This is a genomic window from Micromonospora sp. RB23, from assembly GCF_053585025.1.
In genome coordinates, this window is sequence record NZ_CM132111.1 from 2,446,904 (window position 1) to 2,462,642 (window position 15,739).

Annotated in this window: 12 protein-coding genes; 6 read left to right on the plus strand and 6 right to left on the minus strand. The window is 70.6% G+C overall.

Annotated elements, in window-relative coordinates:
* Window positions 1-77: 77 nt before the first annotated feature.
* On the minus strand, window positions 78-1,955 hold the full coding sequence (locus ACTFTM_RS11210; protein WP_449565729.1) for a polysaccharide biosynthesis protein: 1,878 nt from the start codon (window positions 1,953-1,955) through the stop codon (window positions 78-80).
* Window positions 1,956-2,269: 314 nt separating this feature from the next.
* Between ACTFTM_RS11210 and ACTFTM_RS11215 the strand changes: the two genes are divergently transcribed.
* Both ACTFTM_RS11215 and ACTFTM_RS11220 read left to right on the plus strand, forming a co-directional pair.
* A complete protein-coding gene (locus ACTFTM_RS11215) occupies window positions 2,270-3,532 on the plus strand; it encodes a hypothetical protein (RefSeq protein ID WP_449565730.1) in 1,263 nt (420 codons plus the stop codon).
* Window positions 3,529-4,794 (plus strand): hypothetical protein, encoded by a 1,266-nt coding sequence (locus ACTFTM_RS11220; RefSeq protein ID WP_449565731.1) that lies wholly within the window; start codon window positions 3,529-3,531, stop codon window positions 4,792-4,794. Before ACTFTM_RS11215 ends, ACTFTM_RS11220 begins: the two co-directional genes overlap by 4 nt.
* Window positions 4,795-4,848: 54 nt before the next feature.
* Here ACTFTM_RS11220 and ACTFTM_RS11225 read toward each other — a convergent pair whose 3' ends face one another.
* From ACTFTM_RS11225 to gmd, 3 genes are read right to left on the minus strand one after another with little or no spacing between them, the layout of a single operon-like run.
* Entirely contained in the window at window positions 4,849-5,973 is a 1,125-nt protein-coding gene (locus ACTFTM_RS11225; RefSeq protein WP_449565732.1) for a DegT/DnrJ/EryC1/StrS family aminotransferase, read from the minus strand.
* The gene (locus ACTFTM_RS11230; RefSeq protein ID WP_449565733.1) at window positions 5,970-7,187 is read right to left on the minus strand and encodes a glycosyltransferase; all 1,218 of its coding nucleotides are present in this window, start codon (window positions 7,185-7,187) and stop codon (window positions 5,970-5,972) included. Before ACTFTM_RS11230 ends, ACTFTM_RS11225 begins: the two co-directional genes overlap by 4 nt.
* Window positions 7,184-8,197 carry a GDP-mannose 4,6-dehydratase gene (gmd, locus tag ACTFTM_RS11235; protein ID WP_449565734.1) on the minus strand — a complete coding sequence of 338 codons (1,014 nt, stop codon included), beginning with the start codon at window positions 8,195-8,197 and terminating at the stop codon, window positions 7,184-7,186. Before gmd ends, ACTFTM_RS11230 begins: the two co-directional genes overlap by 4 nt.
* 340 nt (window positions 8,198-8,537) lie before the next feature.
* Between gmd and ACTFTM_RS11240 the strand changes: the two genes are divergently transcribed.
* A complete protein-coding gene (locus ACTFTM_RS11240) occupies window positions 8,538-9,677 on the plus strand; it encodes a glycosyltransferase family 4 protein (protein WP_449565735.1) in 1,140 nt (379 codons plus the stop codon).
* A complete protein-coding gene (wecB, locus tag ACTFTM_RS11245) occupies window positions 9,674-10,798 on the plus strand; it encodes a non-hydrolyzing UDP-N-acetylglucosamine 2-epimerase (RefSeq protein WP_449565736.1) in 1,125 nt (374 codons plus the stop codon). The genes ACTFTM_RS11240 and wecB overlap by 4 nt, the downstream gene beginning before the upstream one ends.
* Here wecB and ACTFTM_RS11250 read toward each other — a convergent pair.
* The gene (locus ACTFTM_RS11250) at window positions 10,727-11,455 is read right to left on the minus strand and encodes a NeuD/PglB/VioB family sugar acetyltransferase (RefSeq protein ID WP_449565737.1); all 729 of its coding nucleotides are present in this window, start codon (window positions 11,453-11,455) and stop codon (window positions 10,727-10,729) included. The genes wecB and ACTFTM_RS11250 overlap by 72 nt on opposite strands.
* A gap of 172 nt (window positions 11,456-11,627) precedes the next feature.
* Here ACTFTM_RS11250 and ACTFTM_RS11255 point away from each other — a divergent pair, with 172 nt between their 5' ends.
* Window positions 11,628-12,848, plus strand: coding sequence for a glycosyltransferase (locus ACTFTM_RS11255; RefSeq protein WP_449565738.1), 1,221 nt, complete (start codon window positions 11,628-11,630; stop codon window positions 12,846-12,848).
* A gap of 195 nt (window positions 12,849-13,043) precedes the next feature.
* Window positions 13,044-13,562: an acyltransferase gene (locus ACTFTM_RS11260; RefSeq protein ID WP_396801862.1), complete on the plus strand. Its 519-nt coding sequence runs from the start codon at window positions 13,044-13,046 to the stop codon at window positions 13,560-13,562.
* A 15-nt stretch (window positions 13,563-13,577) separates the two neighbouring features.
* Here the strand turns inward: ACTFTM_RS11260 and ACTFTM_RS11265 are convergent, their stop codons facing one another.
* Window positions 13,578-15,605 carry a hypothetical protein gene (locus tag ACTFTM_RS11265; protein ID WP_449565739.1) on the minus strand — a complete coding sequence of 676 codons (2,028 nt, stop codon included), beginning with the start codon at window positions 15,603-15,605 and terminating at the stop codon, window positions 13,578-13,580.
* Between the last annotated feature and the right edge of the window lie 134 nt (window positions 15,606-15,739).

The following is a 15,739-nucleotide window of genomic DNA, read 5'->3' on the forward strand; positions in this document are numbered from 1 at the left end:
GCGGGTCAGGTGGGGAGGCTCCGTCAGCCTGCGCCGGGGCCGACGCGGAGAGTGCGCCGGCCCCGGTTGTGACGGCGTCAGCGTGCCAGCGGAATCCCGGTGCGCCGGTCGGCGAGCGGACCGGGCAGGATGCCGCAGAGCCGGGCGAGCTGGGCGGTGACCTTGTCGGGCTCGTCGAACGGGTCCAGTCCACGCACCTCGAAGGGGTCCAGGACCGGTACCGTCACGTGCGAGATCAGCGGGTGCAGCGGCCGGCGGTCCGCCTCCCCCTGGCCGAACAGGTCCTCGTGCAGCTTCTCCCCGGGTCGTAGCCCGGTGTAGACGATCGGGACCGGGCTTGCCGCCTGCTCCACCATGCGCCGGGCGAGATCGTCGATCCGTACCGGTTCGCCCATGTCGAGGACCAGGGCCTCCCCGTCGCGCCCGATGGCCGCCGCCTGGAGGACCAGGTGTACCGCCTCCTGCACCGTCATCAGGTACCGGGTCACGTGCGGGTCGGTGACGGTCAGGGGCTGTCTCGCCTCGATCTGCCGCTGGAAGGCGGTCACCACGGATCCCCGGCTGCTCAGGACGTTGCCGAACCGGACGCTCAGGAAGGTGCCCGGGTAGGTGGCTGCGGCGTGCGCGGTCAGCATCTCGGTGATGCGCTTCGAGTAGCCGAGCACGCTTATCGGGTCGGCGGCCTTGTCGGTGGAGATGTTGACGAAGCGGGTGACATCCCGGCAGGCGTCCAGGACGGTGAGCGTCCCCCAGACGTTGGTCTTGACCGCCTCGCCCGGGTGGCGTTCCAGCAGGGGCAGATGCTTCAGCGCGGCCGCGTGGAAGACGATCTCGGGGCGGCGCTCACGCATGATGCGGCGTACACCTTCGTCGTCCCGTAGGTCGGCGAGAATGAGTTCGGGGCCGTCCAGCAGCGCGCGCCCGGTGAGCGACATCTGGAGGCTGTGCAGGGCCGACTCGTCCCGGTCCAGCATCATCAGCTCACCGGGGTTGGCGCGCATGATCTGCCGGCACAGTTCCGATCCGATCGAACCCCCGGCACCGGTGACCAGAACACGTCGACCGGTGAGCCCGTTGTCGTCCAGCGCCAGGTCGCCGACCACCTGGCGTCGGCCGAGCAGGTCACTGATCTGGACGTCCCGTACGTCGCTGACGGTGATCCGGTGATCCACCAACTCCCGGACCGGCGGCAGCACCTTGAACGCCGCTCCCGTGCGCAGGGTCGCCTCCCGTACCTCCCGGATCAGCATGGCGTCGGCGTTGGCCACGGCGAAGATGACGGTGGTGGCGCCGGTGCGGTCGATCACGTCAACGAGGTGCTGCCGGCCACCCAGCACCGGGACACCTGCGATGCGCAGGTCGTGTTTGCCCGGGTCGTCGTCGAGCGCGCCGACGGGAAGGTAGCGGCCCTTCGGGTCGCTGAGCATCGCGCGTACCAGCCCCTGCCCGGCCTCGCCGAAACCGAAGAGGAGCACCGGGGTGGCCGAGCGGGCATCGGGTCGCATCGCGCGGTCGCGCCGGTGGCGGTGCAGGAGACGGCAGCTGAGCATCAGCAGCAGCGCCAGTGCGGCACCGATCACGGGGGTGCTGGCCGGCACTGGGCGTTCGCCCATCGCGAGGAGGGCGACGAGGACGATCGCGGCCGTGGTGGCGGTGGTGCCGGCGAGTCCACGGACTTCCTCGACGGTGCCGAGAGGCTGACGACCGGAACGAATACGACGCAGTGCGCTGACCCCGACATGCAGCACGGCGGCACCGCCACCGAGCAGTACCGCATTGACCGCTTGGTCGACGGTGAGGGCCATCTCGTACCTCGCCCAGCCCGCGACCGTGAACCCGCCGACCCAGCCGAGGGCGTCGGCGGCGAGGAAGATGGCGGTCCGACGGCGGCTCACCCTGGCGCGGCCGGTGGCTGTTGACGCCGTTGGCTGAACCCGTTGTATATCCGGCGGCATCTACGACTCCCTGTCCTGTCCGTGGCCGAAGATGACCCAGGGCAGGTCAGGGGGCCACAGACGTCCGCTACCTGCTTAGCGGAATATGCGGCGCGGAATCCTGTTTTCACGTTTCTATGACCGGTTGTCTGATTTTTGGTCGGGAAGTCCGACGGGCCTACGCGCGAGGCCGCGTCCGCAAGGGCGTTTCGCCCGGTCGGTTGGCTCGTTGGGTCAGGAGCGACCATCCGTATCCCGAAGGGGGCCCGCGCGCAATGACCTGGCCCGGGGCTGCCCTCTCCCCCGGCGGGGCGACCGGTGCGACCGAGGCGCGGATGGATCAGCCAACCGGGGCCGGGGCGTCGGGCGCCCACCGGGACCTCGTTGGTCGGTTGCTCCGCTGCTATCCGGTGACCGTCGTCGTGCTCGCCCCGTACGCGCTGCTGATCCTGCCGATGGCGGTCTTCTACCGGAATCCGGAGACCGGTTTCATCGTCTCGCTGGTCGGGCTCGCGTTGCTGGGCAGCGTCGCCGTGGAAACGATGGCCCGCCTGTTCGGCCGTCCCGACCCGCGCTGGCGCGACGGCTTCCGGCGTGCCCACGCCCGCTATCCGTGGCTGTATCCGATCGCCGTCGTGGTCACGCTCACCAGCGTCGCCGCGAACGTGCTCGCGGCGCACCTCGGTCGGGGCACCATCGTCAACCAGATCTCCGGCGATCTGTCCGACGGACCGCTCGCCCTGGTGAGCACGCTCTTCTCCGGGTGGACGGCTCTGGGCTTCGCGTTACTGGTGGCCAGCCATCTGAGCGGTCGGCTGTCGCGGACGAAGCTGTACTGCTGGTTGGCCGTCCTCATCGGCGCGGAAATCTACGTCGCAGCACTGACGGCTGTCACTGCTCCGCTTGTCGCGCTGGTGTTCTTCATGGCGGCCACCGGGGCGCTCTGCGGCATTTTCCGGCTGCGTCACCTGGTGCTCTGCGCGGTGGTGCTCTTCCTCGCGTGGCCGGCGGTGTACGAGCAGCGCAACAGCATCCGGGCGGAACACGGCGTCGCGGTGGACACCAAGGTCACCGCGACGGACCGGCTGCGGGTGGACAGCCAGCTCAGTGCGGTGGCGGGCTTCGACGTCCCTGTCGACCTGGGCCAGCCCGGGGCCACCGACTACCTGCGGTACGGGCTGGTGCCCCGGGTGCTCGATCCGGACCGTCCGGCGATCTCCACCGGGCAGCGGATCAACCAGTACATCGGCGGTGGCCCGACGTCCGCCTACACCTTCCTGCTGCTGGGCAACATCTGGTTCTTCGACGGTCCGGCCGGCGTGGTCGCCGTGCACGCCTTCTGGGCCGCGGTGGCGGCGGTGCTGCTGCGCTGGCGGGGCGCACCCGGCCCGATCCGGCTGAGCCTCTTCTGCCTGGTGCTCTTCGACCCGCTGCTCTGGTCCAACACCTACCCGGACTCCACGATCAGCTTCCTGCAACACGTGGTGGCGGCGATCCCGGTCTTCGTCCTCCTGGCGCTCAGCCGCCGATCCCTGCACGGGTCCCGCAAGCGCCCGGAGCCCGGTCGAACACCCGCGATACCGGGCGCGCGCCGGTGACCGTACGGGTGGGCCGGCACGCGGTCGGCCGCACCGACGCCCGAGAGGGTCCACGGACCGGACGTCGGGCGCTGCTCGCGCTCGTCGTCGGCGGGCTCTCCAGCGGCGGCAACCTGCTGTTGGCGATCACCGTGACCCGACTGGAGTCGGTCGGAGGGCTGGGTCAGTTCGCCCTGGCGTTCTCGTTCTACATCGTCGGCTCCGGGCTGGTACGGAGCACCGTGACCGACACCGTGCTGGCCACCGGCGTCGGGGTCGCGTCGGCCTCCGGGCGGGCGATCCTGCTCGGCCTCGTCGGTGGCACCCTCGTCTGCGCGGCCGGCGTGGCGTACGGCTCGCCCTACCTGCTGTTCGCGGGCCTCGCCCTGCCCGGCCTGGTCCTCTACGACTACACCAAGGCGGTCGCCGTCGGCATCGGCGCTCCCTCGGCGGCGATGGCCCAGGAGAGCACGTGGGCCGCGCTCACCGGGTGTGCCGTGCTGGCCGGCCTGTTCCGGATGATCGACCCGCCATACGTCTTCGCCCTGTGGGGCCTCGGCGGCGCGCTGATCGGCCTGGTCGTCGCGGCCCGGCGCCGGTACGCGCTGGTGCCCGGCTGGCGCGTCGGCCGAGCCGAGACCCGCGTCGCGGTGGGGTTCGGTACGCAGTTCCTGCTGACCAACGGGTCCGCGCAGCTGGCGCTGACCGCGGTGGCGCTCGTCGCCGGCACGGCGGTGGTCGGTGCGTTGAGCGCCGGGCGCACGCTGCTGGGGCCGGTCAACCTGGTGCTGTCGACGGCGGCCACGCTGGTCCTGCCGCAGTTGGCCCGCACCCGCGCCGAGTCCCGCACGGTGCGGACCCGGGCGGCTGTCCGGCTGGCACTGCTGGTGGCCGCCGCCATCGGGCCGTTGACAGTCGCGGTCGCCCTGCTGCCGGACGCGGTCGGCAAGGAGCTGCTCGGCTCCAATTGGAGCGTCGCCCGGAGCCTGCTGGTGTTGCTCGCGCTGGAGAGCCTGCTCGCCGTGCCGGCCACGATCGGCTTCGCCGGGCTGCGGATCGAGCGGGCGAGCCGGCGGGCGATCGTCCTCGGCATCCTGCTCGGCGGGCTGCGCGTGCCGGCGGTCGTCGCCGGGGCGGTTCTGTTCGGCGCGCCCGGTGCGGCCGGCGCGCTGGTCCTGTTGGCCCTGGCCAGCGCGGTCGCCTGGGGCGGCAGCTACCTTCTGCTGCTGGCCGACCGCACGACCGACCGTCCACCGGCGGTCCAACCGGTCCAACCGGTCTGACCGGTCTGACCGCCGGACCCGCGCCGAACCGGTCGGCGCGGGTCCGGCGGCGGGTCAGGCGATGGTCGCCAGGGCGGCGCGGACGCGCTCCACCACGGCCTTGACCGCCGGCTCACTCAGATCGGCGTACGTGGGCAGATTGATGCCGCGCCGACTCAGGTCCTCGGTCACCGGACAGTCCGCGCCCGGATCGTGATGCGCCGGCAGGTCAGGGATCGGCACGAAGAACGGGCGGGTCTCCACGCCGAGCCGGGTGAGCGCACGGGCCAGCGCATCCCGGGACGTGGCGTCCCCCTCGTCCCCGACGAGGAAGGCCGCCATCCAGGGCGCGCGACGGACTCCGGTGGCCACCGGCTGCGCCGACAGCATCGGCTCGTCGGCCAACTGCTCCTCGTAACCGGCGATGACCCGGTCCCGCAGAGCGATGATCTCGTCCGCGCGCTCCAGTTGGGCGCAGAGCACCGCGGCGCACAGGTTCGTCATCCGGTAGTTGTAGCCGAGCACCGGGAAGTAGTACCGACGTTGCGGATCCATGCCCTGGTTACGGAGGAGACGCATCCGCTCGGCGAGGGCCGCGTCGGAGGTGGTCACGCAGCCGCCCTCGCCGGACGTGAGCACCTTGTTGCCGAAGAACGAGAAGGTCGTGACGTCGGCGAGTGAGCCGGTGGGCCGCCCGTCGAGGGTGGCGCCGAACGACTCCGCCGCATCGGCGACCAGGAGCAGACCGTGCTGGTCACAGAGTTGCCGCAGGGCGGTGTAGTCGGCCGGATGTCCGTACAGGTCGACGGCGACGACCGCCCGGGTACGCGGGCCGATCGCGGCGCGTACCGCCGCCGGGTCGACGCACCAGCTTCCCGGCAGGACGTCCACACAGACGGCACGCGCACCGCAGTACGCGACGGCGTTGGCCGTCGCCACGTACGTCAGCGCGGGGACGACCACCTCGTCCCCCCGCCCGATGCCTGCCGCCGCCAGGACCAGGTGCAACGCGACCGTGCCGTTGCTGGTCGTCAGCGCGGTGCCGGCGGCGCAGCGACTGGCGAACCGTTCCTCGAAGTCACGCAGGTACGGACCCTGCGAGGAGATCCACCCGCTCCGCAGCGCGTCCACGACGTACCGCTCCTCCAACGTGGAGAGGCTCGGTCGGGCCACCGGATAGGTGTCGTCCCCGATGCTCATGGCCCGTCACCTCCGCTCGGCACGGCGTCGTTCGCCGCCGTGACGAAGGGGGAGCGTGGCACCGGGCCCGATCCACCCCGGGCCGCCCAGTCGAGGACGTCCAGGTAGTCGCGGCCGGTGGCCGCCCACGTGCGACTGGCCAGTCGGTCGTTCGCCCGCCGGGAGGCCGCGGCATAGCGCTCCCGGTCGTCGAGGAGGTGCCGGACCGCGTCGGCCAGGGACCGCGGATCCCGCGCCCGGAAGACCGCCGCCTCGGCGCGGTTGAACTCCAACTGGTCGCGCAGCGGCTCGACGTCGGCGCAGGCGACCGGGAGACCCCAGGTGAACGCCTCCAGCATCGCGCCGCTGGCCGCCTCCCAGAGCGAGGGTACGACCACCGCGTCCGCCCTGGCGTAGATGGCGTTCAGCTCGTCGAGGCTGACGAAGCCGGGGAAGGAGACCCGGCCGCGCAGGTCGGCCTGGGCGGCGCGGGCGAGCAGCCGGCTCGCCTCGGGCTCGACCAGCGGCCCCGGGCAGATCAGGTGGCAGTCGGGCAGCAGCGCCATCGCCTCCAGCAGCGTGGCGTGGTTCTTGTGCTCCGCGGTGGACGACGGGTAGACCAGCAGCCCCGGTTCGGGCTGCGTGTGTGCGCGTTCCGGCGCCGGCTGGAACGCCGGGGTCGGGATGAGCACGGTCCGCTCCGCGGCCTCCGGGAAGAGACGCAGGGTTTCCCGGTACGGATGGGGCCAGGTGACCACGATCGCCGCCGCGCGGGCCACGTTCTCCCGGACGACCGCCGCGAAGCCGGGGGCGTGGAACTCGGTCCGCAGGTGGCGTGTGTCGTGCAGGACGACGACCGACGGGCCCGATCCCATCGGGGCGGAGTGGAACGGGTACAGGGTGACGTCGGTGTCGGCGTGCCGTACGACGGACCGTTGCCGGACCGCGTTGACCGCCGTGCGGACCGTGCGGGAGTTGCGCACCACCGTCGGTGTCCACCTGCGCAGCAGTTGGCCGGTGGGGTTGTCGGAGCGCAGCGGCTGGGTAACCTCGGTCCAGCCGATGCCCGCGGCGGGCACCTGTTCCCGCCACTGGTCCAGCGTGCCCCGCAGGACGTTCACCCGCAGCTCGCAGGAGTCGTCGGCGGCCATGCCGGTCAACAGGCCGTAGGTGAAGGCTTCCAGCCCTGCGGCGTGACCGGGACGGATGGGTGCGGCGTCGACCGCGACCCTCACCGGTCCACCCGGATCAGTCGCCCCATCCGCTCGTCCTCGAGCAGCTGCCGGTCGGCGTCGACCATGATCCGGACCAGGTCGCTGAAGAGTGTCTTCGGGGCCCATCCCAGGGTGCGTCGGGCCTTCGAGTAGTCGCCGACGAGGGCATCGACCTCCGCCGGGCGGAAGTAGGCGGGGTCCAAATCCACGTACCGCTGCCAGTCCAACCCGACCCGGTCGAACGCGGCCTCCACGAATTCGCGCACCGTGTGGCCCTCACCGGTGGCGACCACGTAGTCGTCCGGGGTGTCCCGCTGGAGCGCGAGCCACATCGCCTCGACGTACTCCGGTGCGTAGCCCCAGTCCCGAACGGCGTCCAGGTTGCCCAGGTAGAGCTTGTCCTGGATACCGGCCTCGATCCTGGCCACCGCACGGGTGATCTTGCGGGTCACGAAGTTCTCACCCCGGCGTGGGCTCTCGTGGTTGAACAGGATGCCGTTGGCGCAGAACATGTTCCAGGACTCGCGGTAGTTCACCGCCGACCAGTAGGCGTACACCTTGGCGCAGGCGTACGGGCTGCGCGGGTGGAACGGGGTCTCCTCGCGTTGCGGGGGTGGGGTCGAGCCGAACATCTCCGACGAGGACGCCTGGTAGAAACGGCAGCCGACGTCGGCCGAGCGGGCAGCCTCCATCAGGCGCAGCGCCCCGAGGCCGGTGACGTCCGCCGTGTACGTGGGGATGTCGAAGGACACCCGGACGTGGCTCTGGGCGCCCAGGTTGTAGATCTCGTGGGGGCGGATGTCCCGGATCAGCGCCGTGAGCGAGGCCGGGTCGGAGAGGTCGCTGTAGTGGAGGAAGAGGCGGGCTTCGCCGCTGCGCGGATGAACGTCCACGTGGTCGATCCGCTCGGTGTTGAAAGAGGACGATCGCCGTTTGATGCCGTGCACCGTGTATCCCTTGTTGAGCAGGAACTCCGACAGGTAACTGCCGTCCTGCCCGGTGATGCCGGATATGAGCGCCGTTCGTGACATGAACTCCCTCTCCTGCTGGGCCAATTTCCCCCGCGGTTCCTTATATCGCTCTCGGCGTCGGCGTCTCTCCGGTTTCATGTAACTGGCGGAATTTATTCTTCCCGACCAACCGCCCAGCTCAATTGAGAGAAGGATCAGTCACGTATCGAGCGTTCGATCGTTGGGTGAATCGATCCTGTGGCACGAGCGAGGAGTGCGGATGGCCGGCGACCCCACCCCCGCGGCGGACGCCCGGGAACGCTTGGCGCCGACCAACGCAAACAAATTCCACGTCCTTGTCACCGCCGGCTATTTCGCTCCCGGTTGGCGGGCCGGAGGGCCTGTCCGGTCCATTGGCGAAGTGCTCGCTCTGGCCAGCGACGACATCGAGACGTCGATGCTGACCCGCGACCGCGACCTCGGATGCCGCGACCCCTATCCGGGGCTCTCCGGGCGGTGGGCCCGGGTCGGCCGGACGAACGTCTTCTATCTCGGTGTGCGTCGGCCGGAGCACTGGCGGTCGCTCTGGCGGTCCCTGCGCGCCCACCGCTTCGACCTGCTGTACGTCAACAGCGTCTGGTCGACCTTCTCCATCCTGCCCATGGCCGCAGCCCGGCTCGGGCTGCTGCGGGTGGGCCGCATCCTGGTCGCCCCCCGAGGTGAGTTCGGCGCGGCCGCGCTCCGGGTGCACCGACTCCGTAAGCGGATCTTCCTGGCCGGCTGGCGGTGGATGCTTCTCGACCGTCGGGTGCTGTGGCACGCCACCACGCCGGTCGAGGCCAACGACATCCAGCGGGTGCTGCCCCGGGCGCGGATCGGTGTCGTCGCGGTCAGTCGAGGCCCCGAGCCGCAGACGGAGCCGGTCGAGATGCTCTCGTCCCACCACGCGCGGCTGGTCTTCATCGGGCGGATCTCGCCCATGAAGAACCTCGACCTGGTGCTTGCCGCGCTCGCCTTCGTGCCGGTGCCGGTGCGGCTGGACATCTACGGCCCGGTGGAGGACCCGGCTTACTGGCGACGGTGCCGGGAGCGCCTGGCCGAGCTGCCCGACTCGGTCGTCGTCAGCTACCGGGGCGAGCTGCCGCCCGAGCAGGTCCGCCCGACCTTCTCCCGCTACGACGCCTTCGTCATGCCGACCCGCGGGGAGAACTACGGCAACGCCATCGCCGAAAGCCTCTCCGCATGTTGCCCGGTGGTCTGCTCCGACCGGACACCGTGGACGGACGTGCTGCGCGACGGCGGCGGACTGGTCCTGACCGAGCTGACCGCGGCCGCGCTGGGGGCCCTCGTCACGCGGGTGGCGACCGCCACCCCGGAGCAGCGGCACGCGGCCCGGATCGAGGCGGGCGCCGCCTATCGCCGGTGGCGGGCGGACAGGGCGCCGATAAGCGTTCTCGACCAGGCCCGGCGGGTGATCCACGACCCGGCGCATCGGGAGCCCTGTCCACTGCCCGCCCAGCGGGCCGAATCCGTCCAACTGCCACCAGGAGGCGTGAAGTGACCCGCGTGATGACCGTCGTCGGTACCAGGCCGGAGATCATCCGGCTGGCCCGGGTGATCGACGCGCTCGACCGGACCGTGGACCACACCCTGGTGCATACCGGCCAGAACTGGGATCCCTCCCTCTCCGACGTCTTCTTCAGCGAGTTGGGGGTCCGCGCGCCGGATCTCTTCCTGCGGGCCGACACCCGGTCCCTCGGCAGCCTCCTGGGTGCCGTCCTGGTCGGTACGGAGAGAGCGATCACCGAGCTGCGCCCGGACGCCCTGCTGGTGCTCGGCGACACCAACAGTGCGATCTCCGCGTTGATGGCCCGGCGGATGAACGTGCCGGTGTACCACATGGAGGCCGGCAACCGCTGCTTCGACCTGAACGTGCCGGAGGAGACCAACCGGTGCATGGTCGACCACATCGCCGACTTCAACCTGGTCTACTCGGAGCACGCCCGACGCAACCTGCTCGCCGAAGGGCTGCACCCGCGTCGCATCCTGCACACCGGCTCACCCATGCGTGAGGTGCTCGACCACTACCGGCGGCAGATCGAGGGGTCCACCGTGCTGGCCCAACTCGAACTCGAACCGGGCGGCTACTTCGTCGTCAGCGCGCACCGGCAGGAGAACGTCGACCACCCGGACCGGCTCCGTCGACTGCTGGAGTGCCTGCGGGCGGTCCGCGACGAGTGGCGGCTGCCGCTGCTGGTCTCGACACATCCGCGTACCCGCAAACGGCTGGAGGCGCTCGCCGGCGACGGTCTGCACCTCGACGGTGTGGCGTTCCACGAGCCGTTCGGCTTCTTCGACTACGTGACCCTGCAACGCAACGCCCGATGCACCCTCTCGGACAGCGGTACTGTCAGCGAGGAGGCCGCGATTCTCGGATTCCCGGCGGTGACCCTGCGCGAGTCCATCGAACGGCCGGAGGCGCTGGACAGCGGGGCGATCGTGATGACCGGCCTGGAGCCGGACGGGGTCGTCGAGGCCATCCGGGTGGTGGTGGCGCAGGTGGCCGAGGGCTCGGTCGCCTGCCCGCTCGACTACCAGGTCCCCGACACGTCACGCCGGGTCGTCGACTTCATCCTTTCGACCGTGCGCCGCCATCACGACTGGGCGGGCATCCGCCGCTGATCGCTGCACCGGTCGGGCCGGCACACCCGTCACGACGACGCCCGGCGGTACGTCGCGGGTCACGCAGGCGCCGGCGCCGACGGTGGCGTCCCGGCCCACGGTCAGCTTCGGCAGGATCGCGGCGGTGGTGCCCACCAGTACGCCGTCCTCCAGCCGGCAGTACCCGGAAACCGCGGCGAGCGGATTGACCGAGACGTAGTCGCCGAGCACGGTGTCGTGCCCGACCGTGCAGTTCTGGTTGAGGTGCACGTGCCGCCCCAACAGCACGTTCGTGGTGACCCGGGCGCCACCGGCGGCGAACAGCCCCTGCTGGTGGACGCAGTCGGGGCCGATCTCCGCGGCCGGATGCACCACCGTGGCCGCCGGCAGGCCGTACCGGGAGATGGTCTGGTCCGTCTCGCGGCGTAGGCGGGGGTGCCCGACGCCGAGCACCACGTGGGTGGTGGCCGGTTGGGCGGCCAGCCAACGGGTCGGACCGAGGAAGGCGACGCCGAGGCGGTGTACCGACTCCACATTGCTCTCGGTGGGGTAGTCGTCGACGAAGCCCAGCACCCGCCAGGGTGCCGTAGCTACCGCAAAAGTATTCAAAAGCCGAATTACCCCATATACCTCTCGACCCATCCCGCCGGTGCCTACGATCACTACGTCGGTCGTCACCGCGGCTCTCCCTCGGCTACGGAGAAACGCCTGCCGCTCTCCGTCATCTGAACCGGTTACCGGTGCCGATGGTGACGGGTGAGCGGCGGCGCCCTGGTCGATCCTCGCGCGTACCAGTGCGCAGACGTGCCCGCACCGACGCCGGGACAGGATTTCGGAAGGTGAGTCCAAGGTGAACGAGCTGGCAATGACGCGTCCGCCCGACAGCACCGGAACGCCGAGGGGCGCGGCGCGATCCACGACCACGACGGTCTACCGGGTGCTCGCCACCGCCCGCGTGTTCGAGCCGGGCTTTCGTGGCGGCGGGCCGATCCGCTCTCTGCGGTTCATCCTCGACACCCTGCCGGACGACCTCGACGTCACCCTGGTCACCGGGGATCGGGACCTCTGCTCGTCCACACCGTACCCGGGCCTGTCCGGGCGGTTGGTGCGCCGCGACGACCGCTGCGCCATCTTCTATCTCGGCGCGTTCGCGCTGCGGCACTGGGTCCGACTGGCGCGGCACGTCAGGTCCCGCCCACTCGACCTGATCTACGTCAACAGCCTCTGGTCGCTCTTCTCGGTGCTGCCGATCCTGGCGGTGGCGCTGCGACTGGTGCGGGTCCGCTCGATCATGCTGGCCCCGCGCGGTGAGCTCTCACCCGGCGCGCTCGCCATCAAGGCACGCAAGAAGCGGCTCTTCCTCGCGGTCTGGACCCCACTGCTGCGCCGGCTCGACGTGCGGTGGCAGGCCTGCAGCCGGCTGGAGGAGGACCAGATCCGCGCGAACATGCCATGGGCGCAGATCATGGTGAACGGCAACGAGTGCCCGATCCCGGAACAGCCGACACCCCGAGCCGTCGCCCACGACGGGCCGCTGCGGCTGGTGTTCGTCGGCCGGATCTCCCCGATGAAGAACCTGACCCGGGCGTTGGAGGCGGTCGCCGCCGCCACGCGCCCGCTGGAGTTCGACATCTACGGTCCGCGGGAGGACGAGCAGTACTGGGCGTGCTGCCGACGACTCATCGACGCGATGCCCGACCATGTGCGGGTCCGTTACCTCGGGGAACTGGCGGCGGACGAGGTGATGGCGACCTTCAGCCGGTACGACGCGTTCCTCTTTCCGACACGTGGCGAGAATTACGGGCACGTCATCCTGGAGAGCCTCGCATCCGGCTGCCCGGTGGTCTGCTCCGACGCGACGCCGTTCAGCGACCTGATCGCGGCCGGCGGGGGAGCGGTGGTCCGGCCGGCGTCGGCGGCCGGCCTGAGCGAGACCATCGATCGGCTCGCCGACCGGTCCGCCGCGGAGCGCGCCGAGGCGAAGGAGACCGCCGCCCGGCGATACCGACTCTGGCGACAGGAGCTCCGGGAACCCAACGTGCTGGACCACGCCCGACAGTTCTGCGGCTGATCCGCCCGACGGCGCCCCCGCGCGGCTGATCTGCCCGAGCGCGCCCCCGCGCGGCTGATCCGTCCGGCCGCGCCCGCGTCACCCGGGCTGGAGCTGGTTCGTTGCAGTGAGGGGTCCGCGTGGGCGGGTCCGTCGTCCGCCACCCCGGCAGGCTCCGATGAGCGAGGACAGCAGGTGCCCAGTCGCGTTCGCACGATGGTCCGACGAGTCTCGGACCACCTGGCCGCCACCCGCAATCCCGAGGCCTTCGCGCGGTCCCTCGGTGTGAAGCTGAACGGTCGGGTCAGGTTCTACGGGATCAGCCGGGCGATGTTCGGCTCGGAGCCGTGGCTGATCACCATCGGAGACAACGTCTACATCACCTCCGAGGTGCAGTTCGTCACCCACGACGGCGGCACGCTGATCCTGCGCAAGGACCACCCCGACCTGGACTGGACCGCCCCGATCACGATCGGCGACGACGTCTACATCGGTATGCGGTCGATGATCCTGGCCGGTGTCACCATCGGAAACCGGTGCGTCATCGGGGCGGGCTCGATCGTCACGCGCGACATCCCCGACAACACGGTGGCGGCCGGTGTCCCGGCGCGACCGCTGCGGACCACCGACGAGTACCTCGAACGGTTGCAGGCCAAGTCGCTGGGCATCGGGCACCTGCCCGTCCCGGAGAAGCACGAGGCGATGAAGAAGATCTACGGGGTGACCACGGTCTGAGTCCCGCCGGCCCGCTCAGGCACGCCGGTACGCGACCCGCGGTGGCGGCAGTTGGTGCACTCCGGCGATCGTGATCGCCCCCAGGGCGCCGATCGTCCCGGTCACCTCGTAACCGAACCGGTCGCCGGTCATCGCCGCCGAACTGGTGCCGAGATTGAGGCCGGTGGCGACACCGGTGCTGCTGGCGCGCAACGTGGGCGGGGTGACGCCGCTGGTCTGCCACACGTGCCCGTACCAGTGCCAGCCGGCGGGCAGCACCACGGGGACACTCAACACCGACTCCCTGACCCCGACGGACGTGACGGCGACGCTGCCGAAGTCGGCGATCGGGCCGAGCGCGGCGGGCCGACCGGTGGTCGGATCGTGGGCGTACACGCCGTGGCGCAGCACCCCCGAGCCCGCGGCGGTCACCTCGACGCACACCCGGTCGACCGGGGTGGGCTCCGCCAGGTACACCGGATGCAGCAGGAGCGACTGATAGGTGCCGGCGTAGGTGACGTCCTGGGTCGGTCCGGCGAGGGCCAGGAAGTAGCTGCCGCGCGGGCAGGTCACCCCCGGCAGTGGCCCCACCTGCGCCGGGCCGGCCTCCGCGCGCCACATGCCGTACCCGGTGGGGACCGCCATGCTGTACGGGATCCCGGCGACGGCGACCCGGTCCGGCACGGTGAGGTTCGTCGGGCCGGCCGGGACCAGCAGTCGGTGGAACAGCTGCGGCGCGGCCATCTGAGCCTGGGCGACCGCCTCGACCCGTTCGATCAGCACGAAGTCGTTGGCGGAGTCCGACACGACGATCTCGGTGGCCGCCGAGGGTGGCGCCAGGTAGCGCCGATAGGCGGTACCGGTCACGGATTCGCCAGCCTCCAGTGTGCGACCCCAGACCAACTGCGGGTAGTTCTTCTTCAGGCTGGAGGTGATGAACCAACTCTTGGCCGTGGTGTACCGGGCCCGGATCTCGGGCACGCCGTCGGCGACCGGCAAAAGCCCCACGGCGATGCCCCACTGCTGGACCTGGCCGCTGTTGACCACCCACTGGGTCATGCTGCTCGCCGGCATGAGCCGGTCCGTGAGGGTCGCCGGAGTGAAGTCGGTGAGGGCCGCGAGCGTGTCGATGTTGGCCCACACCGACCAGTTCAGGCCGCCGGCCGTGCCCACGTTCGGCATGAACTGCCGGCGGGTGCCGCCGGCCACCGGGGTCAGCGGACCGCACTGGGTCACCCCGGCGTTCAGGGTGAAGCGCTCCAGCGCAGCCACCGTCTGCCCGACCAGCAGGCCACCCGGGGACCAGCGGTAGACGTTCGAGATGCGGCACAGGGAGGGAATCCGCGACATGATCGTGGCGATGGGTGTGCCGACGTTCGCCCGGGCGGTGTCGATCATCCCCTGGTAGGACGGGATCACGTAGGACTCCCGGATGGTCAGCTCCTGCCCCGTGAACCGGCCGTCCGGCACCGGTCGTCCGTCGAGTTCGACGGTCACCGTGTGGGAGTGTGTGGCCGGGCGGATCTGCACGTCGGGGGTCAGACCGGTGATCGGCACGGTGGCCGTGTGGGTCGCCCCGGAGAGGTGGGTGAGCGGCGCGGCCGGCTTGACCCGGGCGCCCTGCGCGATGCCGTCGACGAGCGTGTACGGGTTGCCGAACAGCAGACTGTCCGCGTTGGTGATGGCCAGCAGGGTGAAGGTGCGGGTTCCGTCGGTCCACTGCGAGCCCACGTCGACTGTCGTCTTGCCGTGGTTGGTGACAACGATCTGGTTGCCGACGTTGTAGCCGTGGTTGCCGCCGACGTACGACCAGCCGGTGTTGATCGGGCAGTTGTCGTCGGAGGTGTCGTGGATCTTCGTACCGACGGCGGACATCACCGGCCACACCTGGGCGTCGGTCGCGGTCGAGGGCACCAGGGTGACCTGGGGCAGACCCGAGTGCCACATGCCGACCATCGCCTCGGCGTACGCCAGGTTGGCCGGCATCACCAGGTCCCGCGTGCTGTCGAAGCGCGACCTGACGGACATCAGGGCGTTCGACCGGTAGACGATCAACTCGGACATGGTCGGCACCTCCGCCGCGGACGCATTGACGATGAACTCACTGTGCGCCGCGGAAACGAGGGTGACCATTTTCGGTCAGCACCCGGACAGGGTGAATTTTCCGCCGTCGCCGTCACGCGGTCCGTGTTCACTCG

Bases quoted from the DNA above. Each gene is read 5' to 3' on its own strand.
- ACTFTM_RS11210 (WP_449565729.1), bottom strand. From the start codon at position 1,955: ATGCCGCCGGATATACAACGGGTTCAGCCAACGGCGTCAACAGCCACC.
- ACTFTM_RS11215 (WP_449565730.1), top strand. From the start codon at position 2,270: ATGGATCAGCCAACCGGGGCCGGGGCGTCGGGCGCCCACCGGGACCTC.
- ACTFTM_RS11225 (WP_449565732.1), bottom strand. From the start codon at position 5,973: ATGAGCATCGGGGACGACACCTATCCGGTGGCCCGACCGAGCCTCTCC.
- gmd (WP_449565734.1), bottom strand. From the start codon at position 8,197: ATGTCACGAACGGCGCTCATATCCGGCATCACCGGGCAGGACGGCAGT.
- ACTFTM_RS11260 (WP_396801862.1), top strand. From the start codon at position 13,044: ATGGTCCGACGAGTCTCGGACCACCTGGCCGCCACCCGCAATCCCGAG.
- ACTFTM_RS11265 (WP_449565739.1), bottom strand. From the start codon at position 15,605: ATGTCCGAGTTGATCGTCTACCGGTCGAACGCCCTGATGTCCGTCAGG.